This is a genomic window from Neolewinella sp. (assembly GCF_965214665.1).
GTDB lineage: Bacteria > Bacteroidota > Bacteroidia > Chitinophagales > Saprospiraceae > Neolewinella.
In genome coordinates, this window is record NZ_OZ243970.1 from 3,832,086 (window position 1) to 3,850,232 (window position 18,147).

Sequence of the window (18,147 nt, forward strand, 5' to 3'; positions counted from 1 at the left end):
ATGGCCCGCCGCCGTAAAACCCAGGAGCTACGTACCACCGTTCGGCTGGGGCAGCTGACGGTGCCCTTGCGCATCATCACCGAGCGGGGGCGGCGGGCTACGATCGCCTCGGTACGGCAGCGGGCGCTGTACATTCGCCTGCCCTACGGACTGGACGAAGCGGCACGCAAGCAGCGGATCGCCGAGATGATAGCTTGGGCCGAGCAAGCGGCCCGGGAAAAGCCCGATGCTTTCGCTCACTTCGCCGGGCCGCCGGAGGCGGCGCGCTATATGTTTTGGCTGGGGGAGGAGGAGTTCGGGATCGAGGTCGGGAAGTGTGCGGCTACCCACCATAAGCTCGAGGTCAGGGGAGAGCGGGAGCTTTACCTAGCCCTAAGCACCCGCGATACCCGCCCAAATGTGACGCGCGTGATTCCTAAGCTGCTAGCTAGGCACTTTGCGGTGCGGGAACTTCCCCGGGTGGCCCAGCGCGTACATGCCCTAAACGAACTGCACTTTCAGCGCCCGGTGCGGCAGGTCAAACTCAGCGATACCTACAGCCGCTGGGGCTCCTGCTCGCATAACGGAAACATCAACCTGGCCACCCGCCTACTGCTGGCCCCGGAGCCGGTGCTGGACGCCGTGATCGTGCACGAACTGGCCCACCTGGTGCACGCCGATCACTCCCCACGCTTCTGGGCGGAGGTGGCCCGGGCCCTGCCGGAGTATAAACTATACGACGCCTGGTTGAAAGAACACGGGGGGAAACTGCGTTTCACTCCTACTCCCGTGACCTAAGCCCGCCTATGCGTCTGTTTACCCTGCTTTTGTTTGTGCTTGTTGGCTGCGGCCTCAGCTCCTGTATTTCACCGAAAAAGGCCGCCGAGCGCTACCAGCCCCGCATCGATAGCCTGGCGGTGGTGACGCGGGTGCAGGCAGATACCATACAGCATCTCACCCTGGCGCTGGAACGAAGCCGCGGGGGCAACGACATGCTGCTCGAAACCCAGAACCGCCTACAGGATCGCCTAGGGGTGCAGGACGACCGCATCGAGGAGTTAGAAAGTAACCTGAGTAGCACCAGCGACCAGATGAGCCAGCGGGTGACCGATCTGCGCGCCGCGCTGGTGGCCAACGACCGCCTGGTGAATAGTTTGCTGCGGGTGCAGTCGGCGGCCATCAATGCCTTCTCGGCCGATATCCGGCGGGCGGCTAATCTGCTGAGTGACTCCTTGGAAACCAAACTGGCCCCCGATACCTACGAGATCGCAGAGCTACCCGGCGAGCTGGTGCTGAGCGTGCAGGAGATGGTACTGTTTCGCCCCCGCTCGGTGGGCTACCTAGCCCGCGGTAACGAGGCGGTTCTCAAGGTGGTCACCCAGATCCTACAGCAAAACCCCCTGCTCAAACTGCGCATCGTGGGCCACACCGACAACCAGCCCAATACGCTCAAGGGTACCGACAACTGGAAGTACGCCGCCCTGCGCGCCAGTACCCTGGCCAAGGAACTGGCCGAGACCTACTACGTGAGCCCCAACCGCCTGCTCGCCGCCAGCCAGGGAGAGTACGGCCCCACCCGTTCCAATGCCTCACCCGAGGGGCGATCGCGCAACCGTCGCGTCGACTTCGTTTTCACCAATAATGTAGGCAACCTGGTACGGCAGTTAGAGCGGCTGGCCGCGACGGGCGAGTAACTTTTTTGCTCAAATAAGCTTGTAATTACGTCAATTAGCGTATATCTTCGGCCCTCACCTTAGCTACGTATGGTAGAGCAGATTGACATTACCCGCATTCTTTTTTTGGACATCGAAACGGTAAGTGGCCAACCCACCTACCGGCAACTCAGCGAACAGTTTCAGCAGCTATGGGCCTACAAAGCGCCCGGCGCCCTCAAGCGCTACGGCGAGGAGCTTACCGAGGAGGAGCTCGTGGAGTCCTACGCCGACAAAGCCGCCATTTTTGCCGAGTTCGGAAAGATCATTTGCATCAGCGTGGGCGCCGTGTACCGCGATAAGGACAAGCAGCTCAAGCTGCGGCTTAAGTCCTTCTCGGGGCGGGACGAGGCCAAGCTACTCCAGGAGTTCAGCGAGATGCTCGACCAGTACTACGGCGATCCGGCCCGGTACTTCATCTGCGGCCACAACATCAAGGAGTTCGACGTGCCCTACATGTGCCGCCGCATCGTGGCCCACCAGCAAAAACTGCCCGCCCTGCTCGACATCAGCGGCAAGAAACCCTGGGAAACCAAGCACCTGTTGGATACGATGGAGCTGTGGAAGTTCGGCGATCGCAAGGCCTACGTCTCCCTCAAACTACTGGCCGCCGTACTGGGCTTTCCGAGCCCGAAGGATGACATCGACGGCAGCGACGTGGGCCGCGTATTCTGGGAGGAGGATGACGTAGAGCGCATCGCGGCCTACTGTGAAAAGGACGTACTGGCCACCGCCCAGCTGTTCCTACGCTACCAGCGCAAACCCCTCTTCGGAGAGGCTCAGGTGCACTACGTGGAGCGCTAATGCGGGCTTTTGTCGGCGGCGGGCCGCCCTGGTGCACGTTTCGGCTTAGCTTTGGGAGTTCTTGCCTTATTACCAATGGCTACGTCCACCGCGTAAAGATCCTCATGAAAGCATTTTTACTTCTTGCCTTACTCATCGGCTGTCTACCCCTCGCCGGCCAGGAGGGAGGCTCGCCCGCCCTGCAGTTCCTCCGCGACCGCGTCGAGCAGCTCGACCTGGTCGACTCCGATCTCTGGGAACTGCGCGTCACCGATCAGTACGTTTCCCCCGACGGCACCGAGCACGTCTACGTAGGCCAGTCGCTCTACGGCACGCCCATCTACAACGCCCAGGCCGCCGTGCACTACCGCGGGGGGCGGGCTATCTACCACACCTCCAGCCTGGAGCGCGACATCCGCCGGCGCGGACAGGCCACCGTGCCCCGGCTCACCGACGACCAGGCTTTTTTGCGCCTGGGCTTGCCGGCTAGTACCCGCATGCTCTCAGCCGACATGGTCTATTACCCCCTGCCCGGCCCCGGGGCTACGTTGGAGCTCGCCTGGCAAGTGGTGAGCGAGGACGCCAAGCAGCACACCACTCTCCACATGGTTGACGCAGCCACCGGCGCGGAACTTTACCAAACTAGCCTCACCCTTAGCTGCTCCTTCGACGAGGCACCGGGCGCGGGCGCAGGTGCAAAGCAGGTGGAAGTGACCCCGAGCGCAGCGGCAGGCCTCCGCGGCGACGGGGCCCTCTATAATGTCTTCCCCTTCGGACTGGAATCCCCCGCCGACGGTCCCCGCCAACTGCTGCTGGAGCCCGCAGACACCCTCGCCTCGCCCTACGGTTGGCACGATACCAACGGCAAGCCCGGGCCAGAGTACACCACTACCCGCGGCAACAACGTCTGGGCCTACCGCGATGCCGATACCACCCGGAACGAACCCGACCCCGGCTTTGCGGCCGATGGCGGGGCGGAGCTGGACTTCGATTTCTTCTTCGACACGATGCAACGGCCGGTCGACATCGTCGAGGCCTCCCTGACCCAGCTGTTCTACACGAACAATATGCTGCACGACTGGCTCTACCGCCATGGCTTCGATGAGGCCTCCGGCAATTACCAGCAGAACAACTACGGCCGCGGCGGGCGGGGCCGGGATCCCGTACGGGCCGAAACCCACGATTCTTCGGGAACCAACAACGCCAATTTCAGCACCCGGGGCGATGGAAGCTCCGGCCGCATGCAGATGTACCTCTGGGGCACCAGCAGCCTACTCACCGTCCTTGCTCCCGACGACCTAGCCGGCAATCGCCGCACGGGCAGCGCCGAGTTCGGTGCGCGGGTCGGCGAGGAGCCCCTTACGGCCCAGCTAGCCATCGGCCGTGATAGCACCCAGTCGCCTAAGCTGGGTTGCTCCACGCTCATCAACCCCGAGGAGGTACGCGGAAAGATCGCCCTGATCGACCGTGGCGACTGTACCTTCCAGCAGAAGGCCTTCAACGCCGAGCAGGCCGGTGCGGTGGGGGTGATCATCTGCAACCCTGCCAATGACCTACTCACGATGGCCGCTGTGAACGACCGTGACGATATTCCCGTGACCATCCCCGCCGTGCTGCTGCGGGAGCGCGACTGTACCCCCCTCAAGCAGGTCATCACCGCGGGTGAAACGGTGGAGGTAGCTTTCCAGGACAACAACCTGACGCCTACCGACGGCTCCTTTGACAACGGCGTGGTGGCCCACGAATACGCCCACGGTCTGAGCATCCGCCTGGTGGGTGGCCCCTCGGAGTATACGTGCCTACAGAACGACGAGCAGATGGGGGAGGGTTGGAGTGATTTCTTCCTGCTGGCCTCGACACCGCAGTCCGCTACCCCTACCCCCAATGGTACCGAAGAGCGGGGCATCGGGGTATACTCTACCTCCGGGGAGTCCGGGGCCCGGGGCTTCCGCTCGCAGTTCTACTCCACCGACTTTGCCATCAACAGCCATACGTACGACGATGTCATCACCGATGCCATCCCCCACGGGGTAGGGGAAACCTGGGCGGCCGCGCTCTGGGACCTGTACTGGCGCATGGTGGAAACTTACGGCTTCGACGAAGACTTAATCACCGGCACGGGGGGCAACAACGCCGCCGTCCGCCTGGTCGTCGAGGGTATGAAGTACACCCCCTGTAGCCCCGGCCTTGTCGACGGCCGCGACGCCCTACTGGTCGCCGATCAGGTACTTAATGGGGGGGCCAATGCCTGTATGATCTGGGAGGTATTCACCCGCCGTGGCCTGGGGGTATCGGCCAAACAGGGCTCGGCTGACCTACGTAGCGACAACCGCGAGGCCTTCGATCTTCTCCCCGACTGTATTCCCACAGTTAAATTGCTGAAGCAAGCTGATACCACCTTCATCAGTCCCGGCGACGAGATCACCCACACCCTCATCGTACGTAATGATAAGCCCACGGCCGTCACCAGCCTTACGGTAACTGACGTGCTGCCCGCCGGCGTCCAACTAGTAGCCGGCAGTATCCATAAGGGGGGTGCCGAGGTCAGCCCGAGTACTAGTGCTCTCACCATCACCCTGGGGCAGTTGGGCGCCGGTGCCCGCGATACGGTAAGCTACACGGTGATTACGCCCCCCGATGCGACCAGCAGTCGCCTACTGTACAGCAACGCCGATACCACCGACGAGGCGCTCTGGGACGTGGTCTCCGGTACCGGCACCGCCACCTGGGTACGCTCTGATTCTACGCCCTTCGCCGGACGGCACGCCTGGTTCGTGCCCAATACAGCATCGGCCCAGGATCAGATCCTGCAGCTGCGCGATCCGCTTACCATCGGCGGTCCGCGTCCCGCCCTGCGCTTTTTCACTAAATACCGCACGGAGGCCGCCTTCGACGCCGGTGTCGTGGAGGTGAGTACCAACGGGACGGACTGGGAGAACGTGGACGGCAAGTTTCTCCGTTACGGCTACCGCGGGCTGATCAACAGTAGAGCGGCCGGGACCCTTCGGGGCACGCCCACCTTCTGGGGTAATAGCGAGGGCTACCGGGAGGCCATCGTCGATCTGACCGCCTACCGGGGGCAGGCCATCTACCTGCGGTACCGCTTCGTCACCGACGGCTCCTTCGGTGCCGGTGGCTGGTGGGTCGATGAGATCGAGGTACTCTCCGATCTGCTGACCTACAACGGGCTGGCGACCCTCACTACCGCCGAGGGCGACACCAGCACCGCCCGCGTGCCGGAGCACGGGGTGGTCGTCAACGTCAGCGAAATCATCAGCGATATTGCTACGCGGTCCCTGCCGACCAACCGCAGTGTACGGATGTACCCCAACCCCGCTACGGACCGCGTACAACTCTGGCTACAGGCGGCCGGCTCCGGTGAGCTATTGCTTGAACTGTTCAGTGTCGACGGCCGTCGGCTGCTGCGCCAAACGACCCGGGTGGAACAAGGCAGCGGTGCCCTCGATTTTTCGGTAGCCGGTCTACCCAACGGGCAGTATACCGTACGGCTCACGGAAGCTACGGCCCTCACGACCGCTAAACTCACCGTAGCCCGCTAGCTAGAAGGGGTAACCCAGACCAATCTGCGGGCGTACCTCGCCCAGGTCGAACTCGCGCAACCAGTAGGCGCTCTCGGGGTAGTTGGTGGCGTCCCGCACCGCCTGGAATCCACTATCATCGCGGGGATAATTGTACCGCAGGGGCAGGGCCAGATCGAGCCGGAAGACGAAGTAGCTCAGATCGATGCGAATACCGAATCCGCCATCCACGGCCAGCTGCCGGTAGAAGGGTTGGTGGTAAAAGGGGGTGCTGCCCTCATCCTCCCGTAGCCGCCCCCGGAGGAGAAACTGGGAGCCGGGCCGGTCGGGGTCCTCCTTGACCCGCCAGACGTTGCCGATATCGGTAAACACCGCCCCGCGGACGAACGAGAACAAATTGAAGCGGTACTCGAAATTGACCTCTAGTTGTAGGTCACCGGTTTGGTAAAGCCGCAGGTTATTGTTGATGTTGCCATTGTTGTCGATGCTGAGGGGATCGACGTAGCCTCCCGGCCCCAGTCCCTGGGGTGCCCAGGCCCGCATGGAGTTAGCCCCCCCGGCAAAGAACTGTTTGACGTAGGGCACCTCCTCATCCTGGCTAAAGGGTCGGCCGATCCCGATCAGTAGGCGACTGGCAAAACTGCGCAGGGGCGAAAATTGCTTTTTGAACCGGGTATCCACCAGACCCACCGCGAACTGCGCCAGCTGGTTATTGGGGTCGAGGTCGTTGATGAACTGATCGGCGATGAATACCTCCGCTCCGGCCAGCTCAAACTGTGCGTTTAGGGAGATCGAGCGCCCCCGCTGATCCGGCCGGCCGGTGCGGCTGTACTCCAGGCTCCGGAAGAGCAGGCTCACGAAGTACTGGTCACTGATACTGAGACGCAGTCGCTGGTTGTTGTCCAGTATGTCCTGAAACTGCTGCTCTACGCTGAAATTGAGCACGTCCAGCGCCGCGTGATTGATCCGGTAGAGGGTGGTAGGCGAGCGGCGAAAGTCATAGCCCAGGCGGGCATTGGCAATATTGTAGGCGTAAAAGGTACTGATGAACAAGTATTCGTAGGCCAGGCTATAGCGGGTGTTCGCCCGCTCCCGCAGCTGCTGGTAAAAGCGGTCGGAGATCAGTCCCGTACTGCGCCCCAGTCCGTACAGGCCGAAATCTTTGAAGCGCGGCAGATTAAGGGTAGTCTCCGCGGCCAGGTCGACGGTATTGAAAAAAGGTGCCCGGTTGCTCGGGCTGGGATTGATCTCCACCCCCCCCCGTAGTCCTACCGTAAGTAGCTCCGCCCCTCCGAAGACGTTACGGTTGCGAAAGCTGGGGCTTAGGCTCAGTCCGATCAGGTTGCTGTTCTGGGTAACGGTATTATTGCCGGGCAGCTGGCTGCGGTTGGTGTAGTTGACGTCCAGATCGATGCCTAGGGCCATTCGTTTGTCGGTACTGAGTTGGATTTGGTAATTGAGCACGTCAGGCCGTAGGGGATCCGGCAGCTGATTGATGCGCACGAAGCGATAGATACCCAGCCCACTCAGGGCAAGGTTGGTCTTCTCGTAGGCCTCGCGACTATAGAGGCTATCGGTCTCCAGGAAGATATTGTCCGCCAGGATGTCCGGCCGCATGCGGAAGGTAGCCAAGGGAGAAAGAAAACGGATACCCTCCACTAGCGTATCGCCGGGGTAGGCCTCCCCGGAGGCGTCCCGGGCCGGGGAGTAATCGGTCAGCACCGTGATCTGCCCGATGCGGTACTTACGGTAGTTCTGCTCTTCCTGCGGCGGCAGTACGGTCAGGTAAATATCGGCGTAGCCCTGCCGCTGACTGGTATCGATCTCTAGCTTATCGAAGTAGGTAGTGGAAAAGTACGCGTACCCTTCATTGCGCAGGGCGGTGCTGAGCCGAGCTTTCTCGGCGTCGAATGCGGTCAGGTCCAGCGGTGCTCCCGGCTGCAGGGCACTACCGGTCTTAAGTACCTGCAGCAGACTATCAATGGCCGGTGCGGGGCTACTGTAGTCGACCGAGTCGATCAGGTAGCGCCGGCCTGGATCGACGTGGTAGATCAGGTTCACCCGCTGGTTCCGTCGCCGGTCTGCCTCGTGGTAGGCCGTAGCGTTGAAGTAGCCCCGGTAGCGCATGAAATCCGTCATCAGGGCCGCCGAACGCCGGGAAAGACTATCGCTGTACAGGGTAGGGGGCTGGCCGATGGTATTGCGCAGGAAACGGTCGATGCGCGTAGTATCCTTCGCCTTATTATTGGCCAGGTAGAAATGCTCGCGGGGGAAGAGAAAGAGAAAATTGCCGTTCGGCTTTTGCTTGGTCAGAGTGGAGAGTTCATAGGCTACCTCGCTTCGGTTACTTACCTTGCTTTTTTTAGCCAGCTCCACTTGCTGCCTGGCTAGCAATTCCTGCCCCTCGTCGAGGTATTTTGTAACGTTGCAGGCCATCAGCACCAGGGCCAGCAGGGCCGCCGGCGCCGTACGGCGCAGACCTTCCGCCAGTATGCCCATTCCCTCCGGTACCATCAAGTTCATAAGTAGCCTGCGTCAGAAGAAGGTCCGGCAAAATTACCACAAGTTCGTAGCCGAGGGACCGCGCATCGTCGCCGAACTCCTCCAGCAGGACCGCTACCCCGTCGATCACCTCTATGCCCTCCCCGCCTGGCTACAACAGGCTGCGGCGCCGATAGGTGTACCCACAACGGCCGTCACCCCCAAAGAATTGGGGCGCATCAGTCAGCTGGCTACCCCCAATCAGGTGCTGGCCGTCGTCGGTACCCCACCGTCAGCCACCATAATCTCCCCCGCCGTAGCCACCAGTTGGTCGTTGTACCTCGACGGCATCCAGTCGCCCAGCAACCTCGGGGCCCTACTGCGCATTGCCGACTGGTTCGACTTCCCCTACGTCTTCGGCGGCCCCGGCACGGCTGATCTGTATAACCCCAAGAGCATCCAGGCCAGCATGGGCTCCTTCCTGCGCATTCAGTACCGGGAGGCGAAGCTCACCACCCTCACCGACGCATTCCCGGACCTCCCCGTTTTCGGCGCCGATCTGGACGGCGAAAATATCTACCACGTCACACCACCCTCCACCGGCATCCTCGTCCTCGGTGCGGAGGGGCCAGGCATTCGGGCGGGGACGCAGGTGCAAATTAATCGCCGGGTGACGATCCCGCGCGCCGCCGGCCGCACTACGGAGAGCCTGAATGCGGCGGTGGCGGCGGGGATTCTGTGTAGTGCGTTAAAGCGCTAGTTATTTCCCCTTGCCCTGCACCAGCACCACCAGAGTATAAAACAGGATTTTAAAGTCTAACCCCAGCGAGCGGTTCTCGATGTAGAGGATATCGAACTTCAGGCGCTGGATCATCTCCTCGACGTTGCTGGCGTAGCCATACTTGACCTGCCCCCAGCTCGTGATGCCCGGGCGTACGCGCAGCAGGTGGCGGTAGTGGGGTGCGCGGGCGCTGATCAGGTCGATGTAGTACTGCCGCTCGGGGCGGGGGCCCACGAGCGACATCTCGCCAATCACGACGTTCCAAAACTGCGGCAGCTCGTCGAGTCGCCACTTGCGCATCGTGGCCCCCCAGGGGGTGCAGCGGTAGTCGTCGTCCCGGCTGAGTTGGGGGCCGCCCGCCTCGGCATCCGGGTACATGGAGCGGAACTTGATGATGCGAAAGGGACGGCCATTGAGCCCGATCCGCTCCTGGGTATAAAGGATCGGGCCCCGGGAGGAGAGTCGTACCCGCAGGGCTACGTAGAGCAGGAGGGGCAGTAGTAGGATCAGCAGGAAGGTCGCGGTGGCCAGGTCTAGTATCCGCTTTACGATCCGTTGCCAGCGGGGCATCATGTTCTGGCGGATCTCGATGAGTACGGCACCGAAAACGTGGTTCATCTTCACTGTACCGAGCATGATGTCGTACATATCGGGGATGATCTTGACCAGCACCTGCCCCTCGTAATCGCTCAGTACGCCCAGCAGCTCCCGGAGTCGGCTGTGCTGGCTGGTGTCGATGGCGATGATCACTTCCTCCACGTTGCGCACCTCGATCAGGTTGGAAAGCTCTCCCAGACTGCCCAGGCGGGGCAGGTGGTCCTGCAGGGCCGGCTGGCTCTTGGTGCGGCTGTCCACAAATCCGATGAAGCGGTTACCCAGCCCCTTGGGTCGACCACTGATGTCTTGGTACAGATTGACGGCCCGCTCACCCCCGCCCACGATGAGGGTGTTGAAGGCTACCTCGCCGGCCTTGAGGCGCTGACTGGCCCGGGTGAGCAGCAGCATCCGTAGTCCGGCAGTGAACAGGAATTGCAACGCAAAGAGCGTCAACAGGCTCCGGGCGTACATCGAGTAGTCCACCACGGCATCGTCTAACAGCACCGTAAAGAAGAGCACCAGCGTCCCCGCCACGGACAATACTAGCGTATGCACCAGGGTAGTAAGGCGGCTCAGGCGGTAGATGTCGCGGTACTGGTCGAAGAGTACGTAGGCCAGCGACCAGCAGAGGGGGATGAAGAAGCTGCCCCAGCCGTAATTCTGGTCGCTCAGCATATCGGCCGGTCCTTCCACGGAGCCCTCTGCCCGCCCCCGTAGGTAGAAAAAGACCGTCCAGGCCAGCCAGGCGGCCAGCAGATCGCCTACCACGTACACCCACCGATCCCGCCGCCGGCGGGCGGCCGTATCCGGCTGGAGGCCGGCGGGCGGGGGAAGCGGATGCGTCATCGGGGCCGAAAATACAGGGCCTGGGGCGGAACCTATGTCGCCACGGGGGCAGGGAGGCGTTCCTGGTTGCGGCGTACGGCCTCGGAAATGCGTTCGGCCAGCTCCAGGGCGCGGTAGCCATCCTCGATGCTTACGGCGGCGGCGGTGCCCGTCTCGATGCTATGCGCGAGGCTCTCGAGTTCCAACTGAATGGCGTTTACCGGCCCGCTGGCGGGCTGATCGACGTGAATGATCCGGGGGCCGCGGGGCGTGTCGAGGGGAAATTGCTGCCCCTGCGCGGGCACGTCCGTGGCATCCGCCCCGAAGAGCCGTACGACCTGGCTTTCTTTCTCCAGCAGGTCGAGACTGATGTAGGCGTCGCGCTGAAAGAGCCGCACCTTACGCATGTTCTTCAGGCTGATGCGCGAGGCGGTGAGGTTGGCCACCGCGCCGTGGCGAAATTCGATGCGGGCATTGACGATGTCGGGGGTATCACTCAGTACGGCCACGCCACTGGCCCTGACCTCACTGACCTCATCGTTGGCGAGCTTGAGTACGATGTCGAGGTCGTGGATCATCAGGTCCAGTACTACGCTTACGTCCGTACCGCGTGGATTGAACATTGCCAGGCGGTGGGCCTCGATGAAGTAGGGACGTACCTGCACGTCCTCCAGGGCCAACAGGGCGGGGTTAAAGCGCTCTACGTGTCCGACCTGGACCAATTTGCCACTGCGCCGACTGAGCGCGATGAGTTTCTTAGCTTCCTCCAGGGTCTGGGTGAGGGGCTTTTCGACAAAGACGTGGCAGCCGCCCAACAGGGCCTCCTTCACTACCCCAAAGTGGGTGGTGGTGGGGGTGACAACATCGACCACCTCTACGGCGGCAATGAGCTCCGCAGCCGAGGCGAAGGCCCGGGTGCCGTGCTCCGCGGCCAGGCGCTGGGTGAGTTCCGCGTCCGCATCGTATATACCCACTAGTTCGTAGGCCTCCGCGGCCAGCAGAATACACTTTAGGTGAATTTTGCCGAGGTGGCCGAGGCCGATTAATCCAATCTTGAGCATGCGCGTAGGGGCTTCGGACAAAGCTACGGCGTGGCGTACGGACCTGCCGAAGCAGGCAAAAAGTGTTAAAACGGGCAAATGGAAGACGTTTAACGTTTCGTTTGCCCGATTTTCTATCGGGGGGGCTTACGCCGGGTAGGCCAATATAATTGCGCCCGATCAGGAATAAAGGGAGGTGAGGGGATAGTATACGGGTCGTTGCCAAACAATCAATGGTAGTTGTCTCAACATCGCCGGTTCGGCCTTTTAAACACGGAGACTCGTCAACAGTTAAACTTATACCGGGCCGTACTGCCACCCTTGATGGGCGTTGGTTACTGCCCCTACCTTTACTTTCTAGTAGGCGCGGGACGATGGTCTCACTTAGCCTACCCACACGCTAGGTATTGCACTACCCGGTGTGATCTTTTCACGAAACACTATGAAATGAGCAAGCTCCAACGGGCTTGCTACCTCTGGCTCCTGCTGAGCCTGCTGGTAGCGATCCCCACTACAGCTAGCGCCACCCTTTTCTCACCCGTCAAACCAACCAAGCGGACCGAGGCTCAACTAACTAACCGCCTCCAACGTCTCGATCTGCCGCTCCCTACTACCGTTACCGACGCCTTTACCCAGCGCAAGATTGAGGATTACCTCGGTCCCGGAGGCCGCAACACCGAGCGCATGCTGGGCCGCGCTAACCTGTACTTTCCCGTTTTCGAATACTACCTCGTTAAGCACGAGCTACCCGCCTCGCTGAAGTATTTGGCCGTAGCCGAATCCATGCTAGTGCCCGGTGCGGTCTCCTCCGCCCGTGCCGCCGGACTGTGGCAACTCATGCCGGCTACCGCCCGCGAGATGGGCCTGCGTGTGGATGGGACCGTCGATGAGCGCCTCGATATTCACCGCAGCACCGAGGCCGCCGTGCTGATGCTCAAGGCTCTGCACGAGGAGTTCACCGATTGGAACCTGGTACTTGCCGCCTACAACGCCGGTGGCGGGCGCGTACGGCGCGCCATCCGGGCCGCCGGATCCGATACGTACGAGCAAGTCAAAGCCTACCTGCCGGGCGAAACCCAGCGCTACGTCGCCGCCTACCTGGCCGCCGCCTACGCCGTTAATTACTACGAAGACCACGGACTGATTCCCCACGAACTGCCCGGTACGGAAAGCCTCCGGATCTACCGCCGCATCAGTCTGGCCAAACTGGCCCGTGAGTGTAATATCCGTCCGGCCACCCTGCGCCGTATCAACCCTATGTTCGTGCAGGCCTACATTCCGGCTAGTGCGACGGGCTACCGGCTGCGGGTGCCCGCGGGGCGGAAATCCGCCGTACAACGGTTCCTGTGGGGCCGGCCCAACTTGGTGGAGCTGCCGGCGGATGAGAACCTGGAATTAGCGACCACCCTGGCGCAGGAGCGGGGCTTTGATCCGGTGCGGATGCTCCTGGGGGTACGTGGCGATCGGTTGATCTACGCTACACCGGTGTGGAGCTTCCGGCAGGCGCAGGAGCAATTGCTATTGGACTACCTGGACGACTACCGCTCCTTCGCCAGTCTATAGTCTAAAATCTAAGGTCGAGTGGCCTGTTTTATAGATACTGCTTTTTGATCCGGTCCATCGTGCGCTTACTCTCACGCTGCCGGATGGTCTCGCGCTTATCGTACACCTTTTTACCCTGCACCAGGGCTACCTCCACCTTGGCCAGTCCGCGCGCGTTGAGGTAGAGGCGGTAAGGCACGATGGTGAAGCCCTTTTCCTTGACCTTTTTTTCCCACTTGCGCAGTTCCTGCCGCTTAAGCAGTAGCTTACGGGGGCGGCGTTCCTCGTGGTTGAACTGGTTGCCCTGCTTATATTCCCCAATATAGAGGGAGCGTAGGATGAGCTCGCCCCGGTCAAAGGCGCAGTAGCCATCGCGCAGGTTGACGTGGCCGGCCCGGATGCTTTTGATCTCAGTGCCGGTAAGTTTGATACCCGCCTCGACGGATTCGATGAACTCGTACTCGAACTTCGCCTTGCGGTTTACAAACTCCTTTTCCTTCGTCTTTTTAGCCATGCGGAAGTGCAAAAAGAGAGGCTCCGCCGGGTCATGACGGAGCCTCTCGTGATATTCAATAATACTGTGCGTTAGGGAACGGCCCTTTTAGCTTTGGAGTTCGCGGTTAGCGGAAAAATCTTGCCTACTTCGTAGTGGCCGCGGGGCCAATGCTACGGAGCAGAAAGTTAGTCATTTTCGTGTACAAGTGAAGGCGGGTGGGGCCACCGTAGATGCCGTGATTGCGATTGGGGTAAAAGTAGGTCTCAAACTGCTTGTTGTTCATAATTAATGCGTTGGCCATCTCCGCGGTGTGCTGAAAGTGTACGTTATCATCACCCATACCGTGTACCAGCAGCAGATCTCCCTCCAGGCGGTCGGCAAAATTAACGGGGCTATTCTCATCGTAGCCCTCTTTATTTTCTTCGTAGGTGCGCATGTAGCGCTCGGTGTAGATCGAGTCGTACCACTTCCAGTTTGTTACGGGGGCTACTGAGATGGCGGCCGCGAAGACGTCGTTGCCGTGCAGGATGGCGTTTAGGGCCATGAAGCCGCCGTAGCTCCAACCGAAAATACCGATGCGGTCAGCGTCGATGTAGGGCAGGCTACCGAGGTAGCGGGCGGCACTGATCTGGTCTTCGGTCTCCTGCTTTCCGAGGGTCAAGTAGGTCTGCTTTTTCATTTCCTCGCCGCGGGCGCCGGTGCCACGGTTATCGACAACGGCAACTACGAAGCCCTGCTGGGCGAGCATCTGAAACCAGACCATATTCTGTCCCCGCCAGTTGTTGAGCACCTGCTGGCTACCGGGGCCGCCGTAGACGTGCATGAGGAGGGGGTGAGCTACGGTAGAGTCCATGTTGGCGGGCTTGACCATGTAGCCGTTCAGTTCCGTGCCCTCCTCGGTGGTGAAGGTGAAAAACTCGGCGGGCTGGAAGCCGTAGTCCTGAATGGTTTGCGTGAGCTTTGCATTGTCCACAATCTCCCGCACCTGCGATCCCGCAAGATCCATTACCCGCACCGTTTCCGGAGAATTGATGGTGGAGTGTGACAGTACAAAATAGTCGTAGGTGCCTGAGAATTCCGCGTCGTTATAACCCGGCTCGGCAGCCAGTGGGCGGGGCAGATCGCGGCCCCGTAGACTCTTCGCGTACACCTCCCGCTCCATAGGGTCGCGGCCGGCGGCCTGGAAGTACAACATACCGTCGTGCACGCCATAAAACTCAGTGACGTCGTAGCGTTGGGAGGTAAGGCGCTCGGGGTTACCGCCCTGCATGTCGTAACGGTAGAGCTGGTTGAAGCCATCCTGCTCGCTGGTCCACACGAAGCCGTCGTCGAGGAAGGTGAGGTTATCGTGGACGTCGATGTAGTAGCGGTTTTCCTCCTCCAGCAGGGTGCGTTGGCTGCCTTCCTGAAGGTTAAATAGCACGAGCTCCAGCTTACTCTGGTGGCGGTTCATACGCTGGGCGGTGAGTTCGCTGGCGTCGGTGGTCCACTGTACGCGGGGCAGGTAGTGCCACTCCTGTTCGGGGTTTTCGTTGACGGTGAGTAGGTCGGTGGTCTCGCCACTGCTGAGGTCGTAGCTGTGCAGACTGACGGTGCTGTTTTCGGCGCCCACCTTAGGGTACTTGAAGGTGACGTAGTCGGGATAGAGGTTGTTGTGGAAGTCGGTGTAGGTGAACTCGGGCACCTTGCGCTCATCGAACTTGAGGTAGGCGAGCCGCTGCCCGTCGGGGCTCCAGTACAGGGCCTTACTGAAGCCAAACTCCTCCTCGTAGACCCAGTCGGTGGCCCCGTTGATGATGGTGTTCACCTCCCCGTCCTCGGTGACCTGGGTAAGCTGTCCGTCGGCTAGGTTTTTGATGTACACATTGTTATCGACCACGAAGGCTACGCGCTGACCGGTAGGGTCGAGGGTAGCCAGGCGGTGCTTCTTTTCGGGGTACACGGGGGTGGTGGTGCCGGTCGCGGTATTGTAGACGTAGTAGAAACTCTCGGAGCTACGGCGAAACAACTGTTCGGTTTCGCTACTCAGGAGCAGTTTGCTTTCGTCGGCGCTGAAGTCATAGTCATCAATGCGGCCGTCGAAGTCGGCCAGGATCGTACCCGTCTGCTCCCCGGTGGTAATGTCGTAGGTCACCACCTGGTTGTCTTCGAGGGCGGCGTAGGAGGTGCCGTCCTGTAAAAAATTGAAGCCGCTGACGCCGTCGGGGCTGAAGGTATAGGTGGCCCAGATGTCTTCGAGGGTGATGGCTTTTTGGGCGGTGAGGCCGGTCGAAAACAAGAGCAGTAGGAAGAAGTGACGCATCGGCGAGTGGGGGGGTGAGGTTGGTACTGCATAACGGCGGGGGGCGGGTGGAGGTTGGGTAGGGATGGACAGTACAATGCTGCCTCCGGCAGCGGCAGCAAAATGCAGCCTCTGGCTGCGCTGGGGGGCTGATCGGGATGGCTGGATCAACCGCGAGGCCCTACCGCCTGCGGCGCTACAGACCTCGCTACGTTAGGGCTCCCCCTCCGGGGAAGAAACGCACGAGCTACAAGCCCTCGACCGCCGGCAAGTACCTTCGGGTCATGAGGATGAAGGCCCGTCAGGTGCGGTGGATACAGCGAATCGGATACAGTATAGCCCTACTATTCCTACTCACCGGCATCGCCTACGCTACCTGGTACCTTGCCCACGACTACGTCACCCTCCGTGACGCCTACCTCACCCAGGCACCCTTCTACCGCTCCACCCACTGGGCCACTGACTTCTTCACCCCCCAGACCAAGGTCGCCGGCGATCGCTACGCCGCACTAGGTATCCTGCTCGCCCTACTCGCCGGTAGCTACCTCCTCTACTCCTGGCGGCAGACGGAGCGGCACCCCGCACCGTCCGTACGACAGCACATTTCCCGACGCGACCTGCTAGCACTGGCTACGCTGTCTCTCCTCCAGCTCAGCCTTTGGGCCTACGCCAACTACCTCCTCCCCCCCGCCTACGATGAAGTATTCAGTGCGATGCACGCCGCCGGGGCAGGTCCCTTCCGGGCGCTGACCTACTACATGCTGCCCAATAATCACGTCTCATTCAACGTCCTGAACGGCACACTATTTGGCTGGTGGACCGACGATTTGGTGCTCACGGGACGGCTCATCTCACTGGCGGCCTATCTGGCGCTGGGGGCACTACAGTACTGCTGGTTGCGTACGCTACTGCACGACCGGTTCGCGGCCTTTGCGCTGGTGGTACTCGTGGCGGTGCTGCTGCCAGTATGGGGTTTTGCGGCACAGGCGCGGGGGTACATGCTATTGCTCCTTTTTAGTTGGGGGGCCTTTGTGGCGGTGTGGCGGTACGCCTCCGGGCGCCCCGATAGCCCCGATAGCTATCGGGGGGGGCGGATGCAGTGGCTACTGAGCGGCTGCTGTCTACTGGCCTATGCTACCGTACCGGTCTTTCTGTACCTCCACCTCGCGCTGTTGGGGTGGATAAGTTTAGGATGGCTGCGGGCGCGGCGGGTAGACTGGTCGCTGATCGCCAGTCAACTAGTGGCGGGGGTAGGGATATTTTTATTCTACCTACCGGCCATCAGTTTTTCGGGGCTGGGGGCCATCACCAGCAACCGCTACGTAGCGGGCGGGCAGCAGGGGGTGGGGGAGTTTGCGGAAAAATTCTTACCTACCCTACCGGACTACGTCAACTACCTAGCGCTGGACGTGGCGGCGGGGGTGCCATGGTTATTGCCGTTGCTTGCCTTGCTACCCCTGACATTTTGCTGGGCTCGGAATCGAGCGTTTCGCCGACTGGCTACGTTCTACGTCCTGCTGCTGAGTATCACTCTCGCCACGGTGCTACTGATGCGGGCCGTACCTTTTCACCGTACGCTCCTCTTTCAGTTGCAGTTCGTGGGCTTGTTTATTGCGTGTTTACCGCTTGCTGGGCGCGTGTTCACGTCAACCGGTGGGTCTGCGTCAATGCAACAGCGGCCGCTGCGGTGGCGGAAGGGATGGCTACGCGGCGTAGCGGTCGGTTGGCTGCTCCTGGCCGGCGGACTGGTGTGGGTGACGCCGGAGAAGTTTTCGTTGCACCTCTACTACTACGACATCGTGCCTACGTACCGGTCAGTACGGGGACTAGTGGAGCAGGTGCCAGCGGGGGCGCGGGTGGCGGGGAGTGACGAGGCCTTCTATCCACTGTATATGCTGAGACGTGAAAGACACTCCCTTACCTCGATGCCCGTGGCTGACTACTACGTTAAACGGCCCGGGGAGGCGTTGCCGGAGGGGGGGTGGAATCTCGTAGGCCAGAATGCAGAGTACGAACTGTATATACTGTATATACGGCGAGGGGAGTGAGCCTGGGTGGTCGTCAGCCGAATTCTTTTCGGCCTGGCGGAGC

Annotated in this window: 12 protein-coding genes; 7 read left to right on the forward strand and 5 right to left on the reverse strand. The window is 61.0% G+C overall.

Annotation, left to right across the window (positions count from 1 at the left end; all coding sequences use genetic code 11):
- The 4 genes from ACOOHD_RS16395 to ACOOHD_RS16410 all read left to right on the forward strand — a co-directional run bounded on the left by ACOOHD_RS16395 (position 1) and on the right by ACOOHD_RS16410 (position 6,034).
- Complete coding sequence (locus tag ACOOHD_RS16395) at positions 1–777, forward strand: M48 family metallopeptidase (protein ID WP_420458960.1); 777 nt, start codon at positions 1–3, stop codon at positions 775–777.
- An 8-nt stretch (positions 778–785) separates the two neighbouring features.
- Positions 786–1,673 (forward strand): OmpA/MotB family protein, encoded by an 888-nt coding sequence (locus ACOOHD_RS16400; protein WP_420458961.1) that lies wholly within the window; start codon positions 786–788, stop codon positions 1,671–1,673.
- A gap of 69 nt (positions 1,674–1,742) precedes the next feature.
- Entirely contained in the window at positions 1,743–2,495 is a 753-nt protein-coding gene (locus ACOOHD_RS16405) for a ribonuclease H-like domain-containing protein (RefSeq protein WP_420458962.1), read from the forward strand.
- A 104-nt stretch (positions 2,496–2,599) separates the two neighbouring features.
- The gene (locus ACOOHD_RS16410) at positions 2,600–6,034 is read left to right on the forward strand and encodes a M36 family metallopeptidase (protein WP_420458963.1); all 3,435 of its coding nucleotides are present in this window, start codon (positions 2,600–2,602) and stop codon (positions 6,032–6,034) included.
- Here ACOOHD_RS16410 and ACOOHD_RS16415 read toward each other — a convergent pair whose 3' ends face one another.
- Positions 6,035–8,527 carry a BamA/TamA family outer membrane protein gene (locus ACOOHD_RS16415; protein ID WP_420458964.1) on the reverse strand — a complete coding sequence of 831 codons (2,493 nt, stop codon included), beginning with the start codon at positions 8,525–8,527 and terminating at the stop codon, positions 6,035–6,037. It lies immediately after the preceding gene.
- Here ACOOHD_RS16415 and ACOOHD_RS16420 point away from each other — a divergent pair.
- A complete protein-coding gene (locus ACOOHD_RS16420) occupies positions 8,505–9,254 on the forward strand; it encodes a TrmH family RNA methyltransferase (protein ID WP_420458965.1) in 750 nt (249 codons plus the stop codon). The two genes, ACOOHD_RS16415 and ACOOHD_RS16420, sit on opposite strands and share 23 nt — an antisense overlap.
- On the opposite strand, the gene ACOOHD_RS16425 is transcribed toward ACOOHD_RS16420, so the two are convergent.
- Positions 9,255–10,718 carry a sugar transferase gene (locus ACOOHD_RS16425; protein WP_420458966.1) on the reverse strand — a complete coding sequence of 488 codons (1,464 nt, stop codon included), beginning with the start codon at positions 10,716–10,718 and terminating at the stop codon, positions 9,255–9,257.
- Positions 10,719–10,750: 32 nt separating this feature from the next.
- On the reverse strand, positions 10,751–11,758 hold the full coding sequence (locus ACOOHD_RS16430) for a Gfo/Idh/MocA family protein (RefSeq protein WP_420458967.1): 1,008 nt from the start codon (positions 11,756–11,758) through the stop codon (positions 10,751–10,753).
- 426 nt (positions 11,759–12,184) lie between these two features.
- On the opposite strand from ACOOHD_RS16430, the gene ACOOHD_RS16435 reads away from it, so the two are divergent.
- A complete protein-coding gene (locus ACOOHD_RS16435; protein WP_420458968.1) occupies positions 12,185–13,300 on the forward strand; it encodes a lytic transglycosylase domain-containing protein in 1,116 nt (371 codons plus the stop codon).
- 28 nt (positions 13,301–13,328) lie between these two features.
- Here ACOOHD_RS16435 and smpB read toward each other — a convergent pair whose 3' ends face one another.
- Both smpB and ACOOHD_RS16445 read right to left on the reverse strand, forming a co-directional pair.
- Entirely contained in the window at positions 13,329–13,793 is a 465-nt protein-coding gene (gene smpB / locus ACOOHD_RS16440) for an SsrA-binding protein SmpB (protein WP_420458969.1), read from the reverse strand.
- Positions 13,794–13,917: 124 nt separating this feature from the next.
- The gene (locus ACOOHD_RS16445) at positions 13,918–16,077 is read right to left on the reverse strand and encodes a S9 family peptidase (RefSeq protein WP_420458970.1); all 2,160 of its coding nucleotides are present in this window, start codon (positions 16,075–16,077) and stop codon (positions 13,918–13,920) included.
- A gap of 263 nt (positions 16,078–16,340) precedes the next feature.
- Between ACOOHD_RS16445 and ACOOHD_RS16450 the strand changes: the two genes are divergently transcribed.
- Entirely contained in the window at positions 16,341–18,104 is a 1,764-nt protein-coding gene (locus ACOOHD_RS16450) for a hypothetical protein (RefSeq protein ID WP_420458971.1), read from the forward strand.
- The last annotated feature ends 43 nt before the right edge of the window (positions 18,105–18,147 follow it).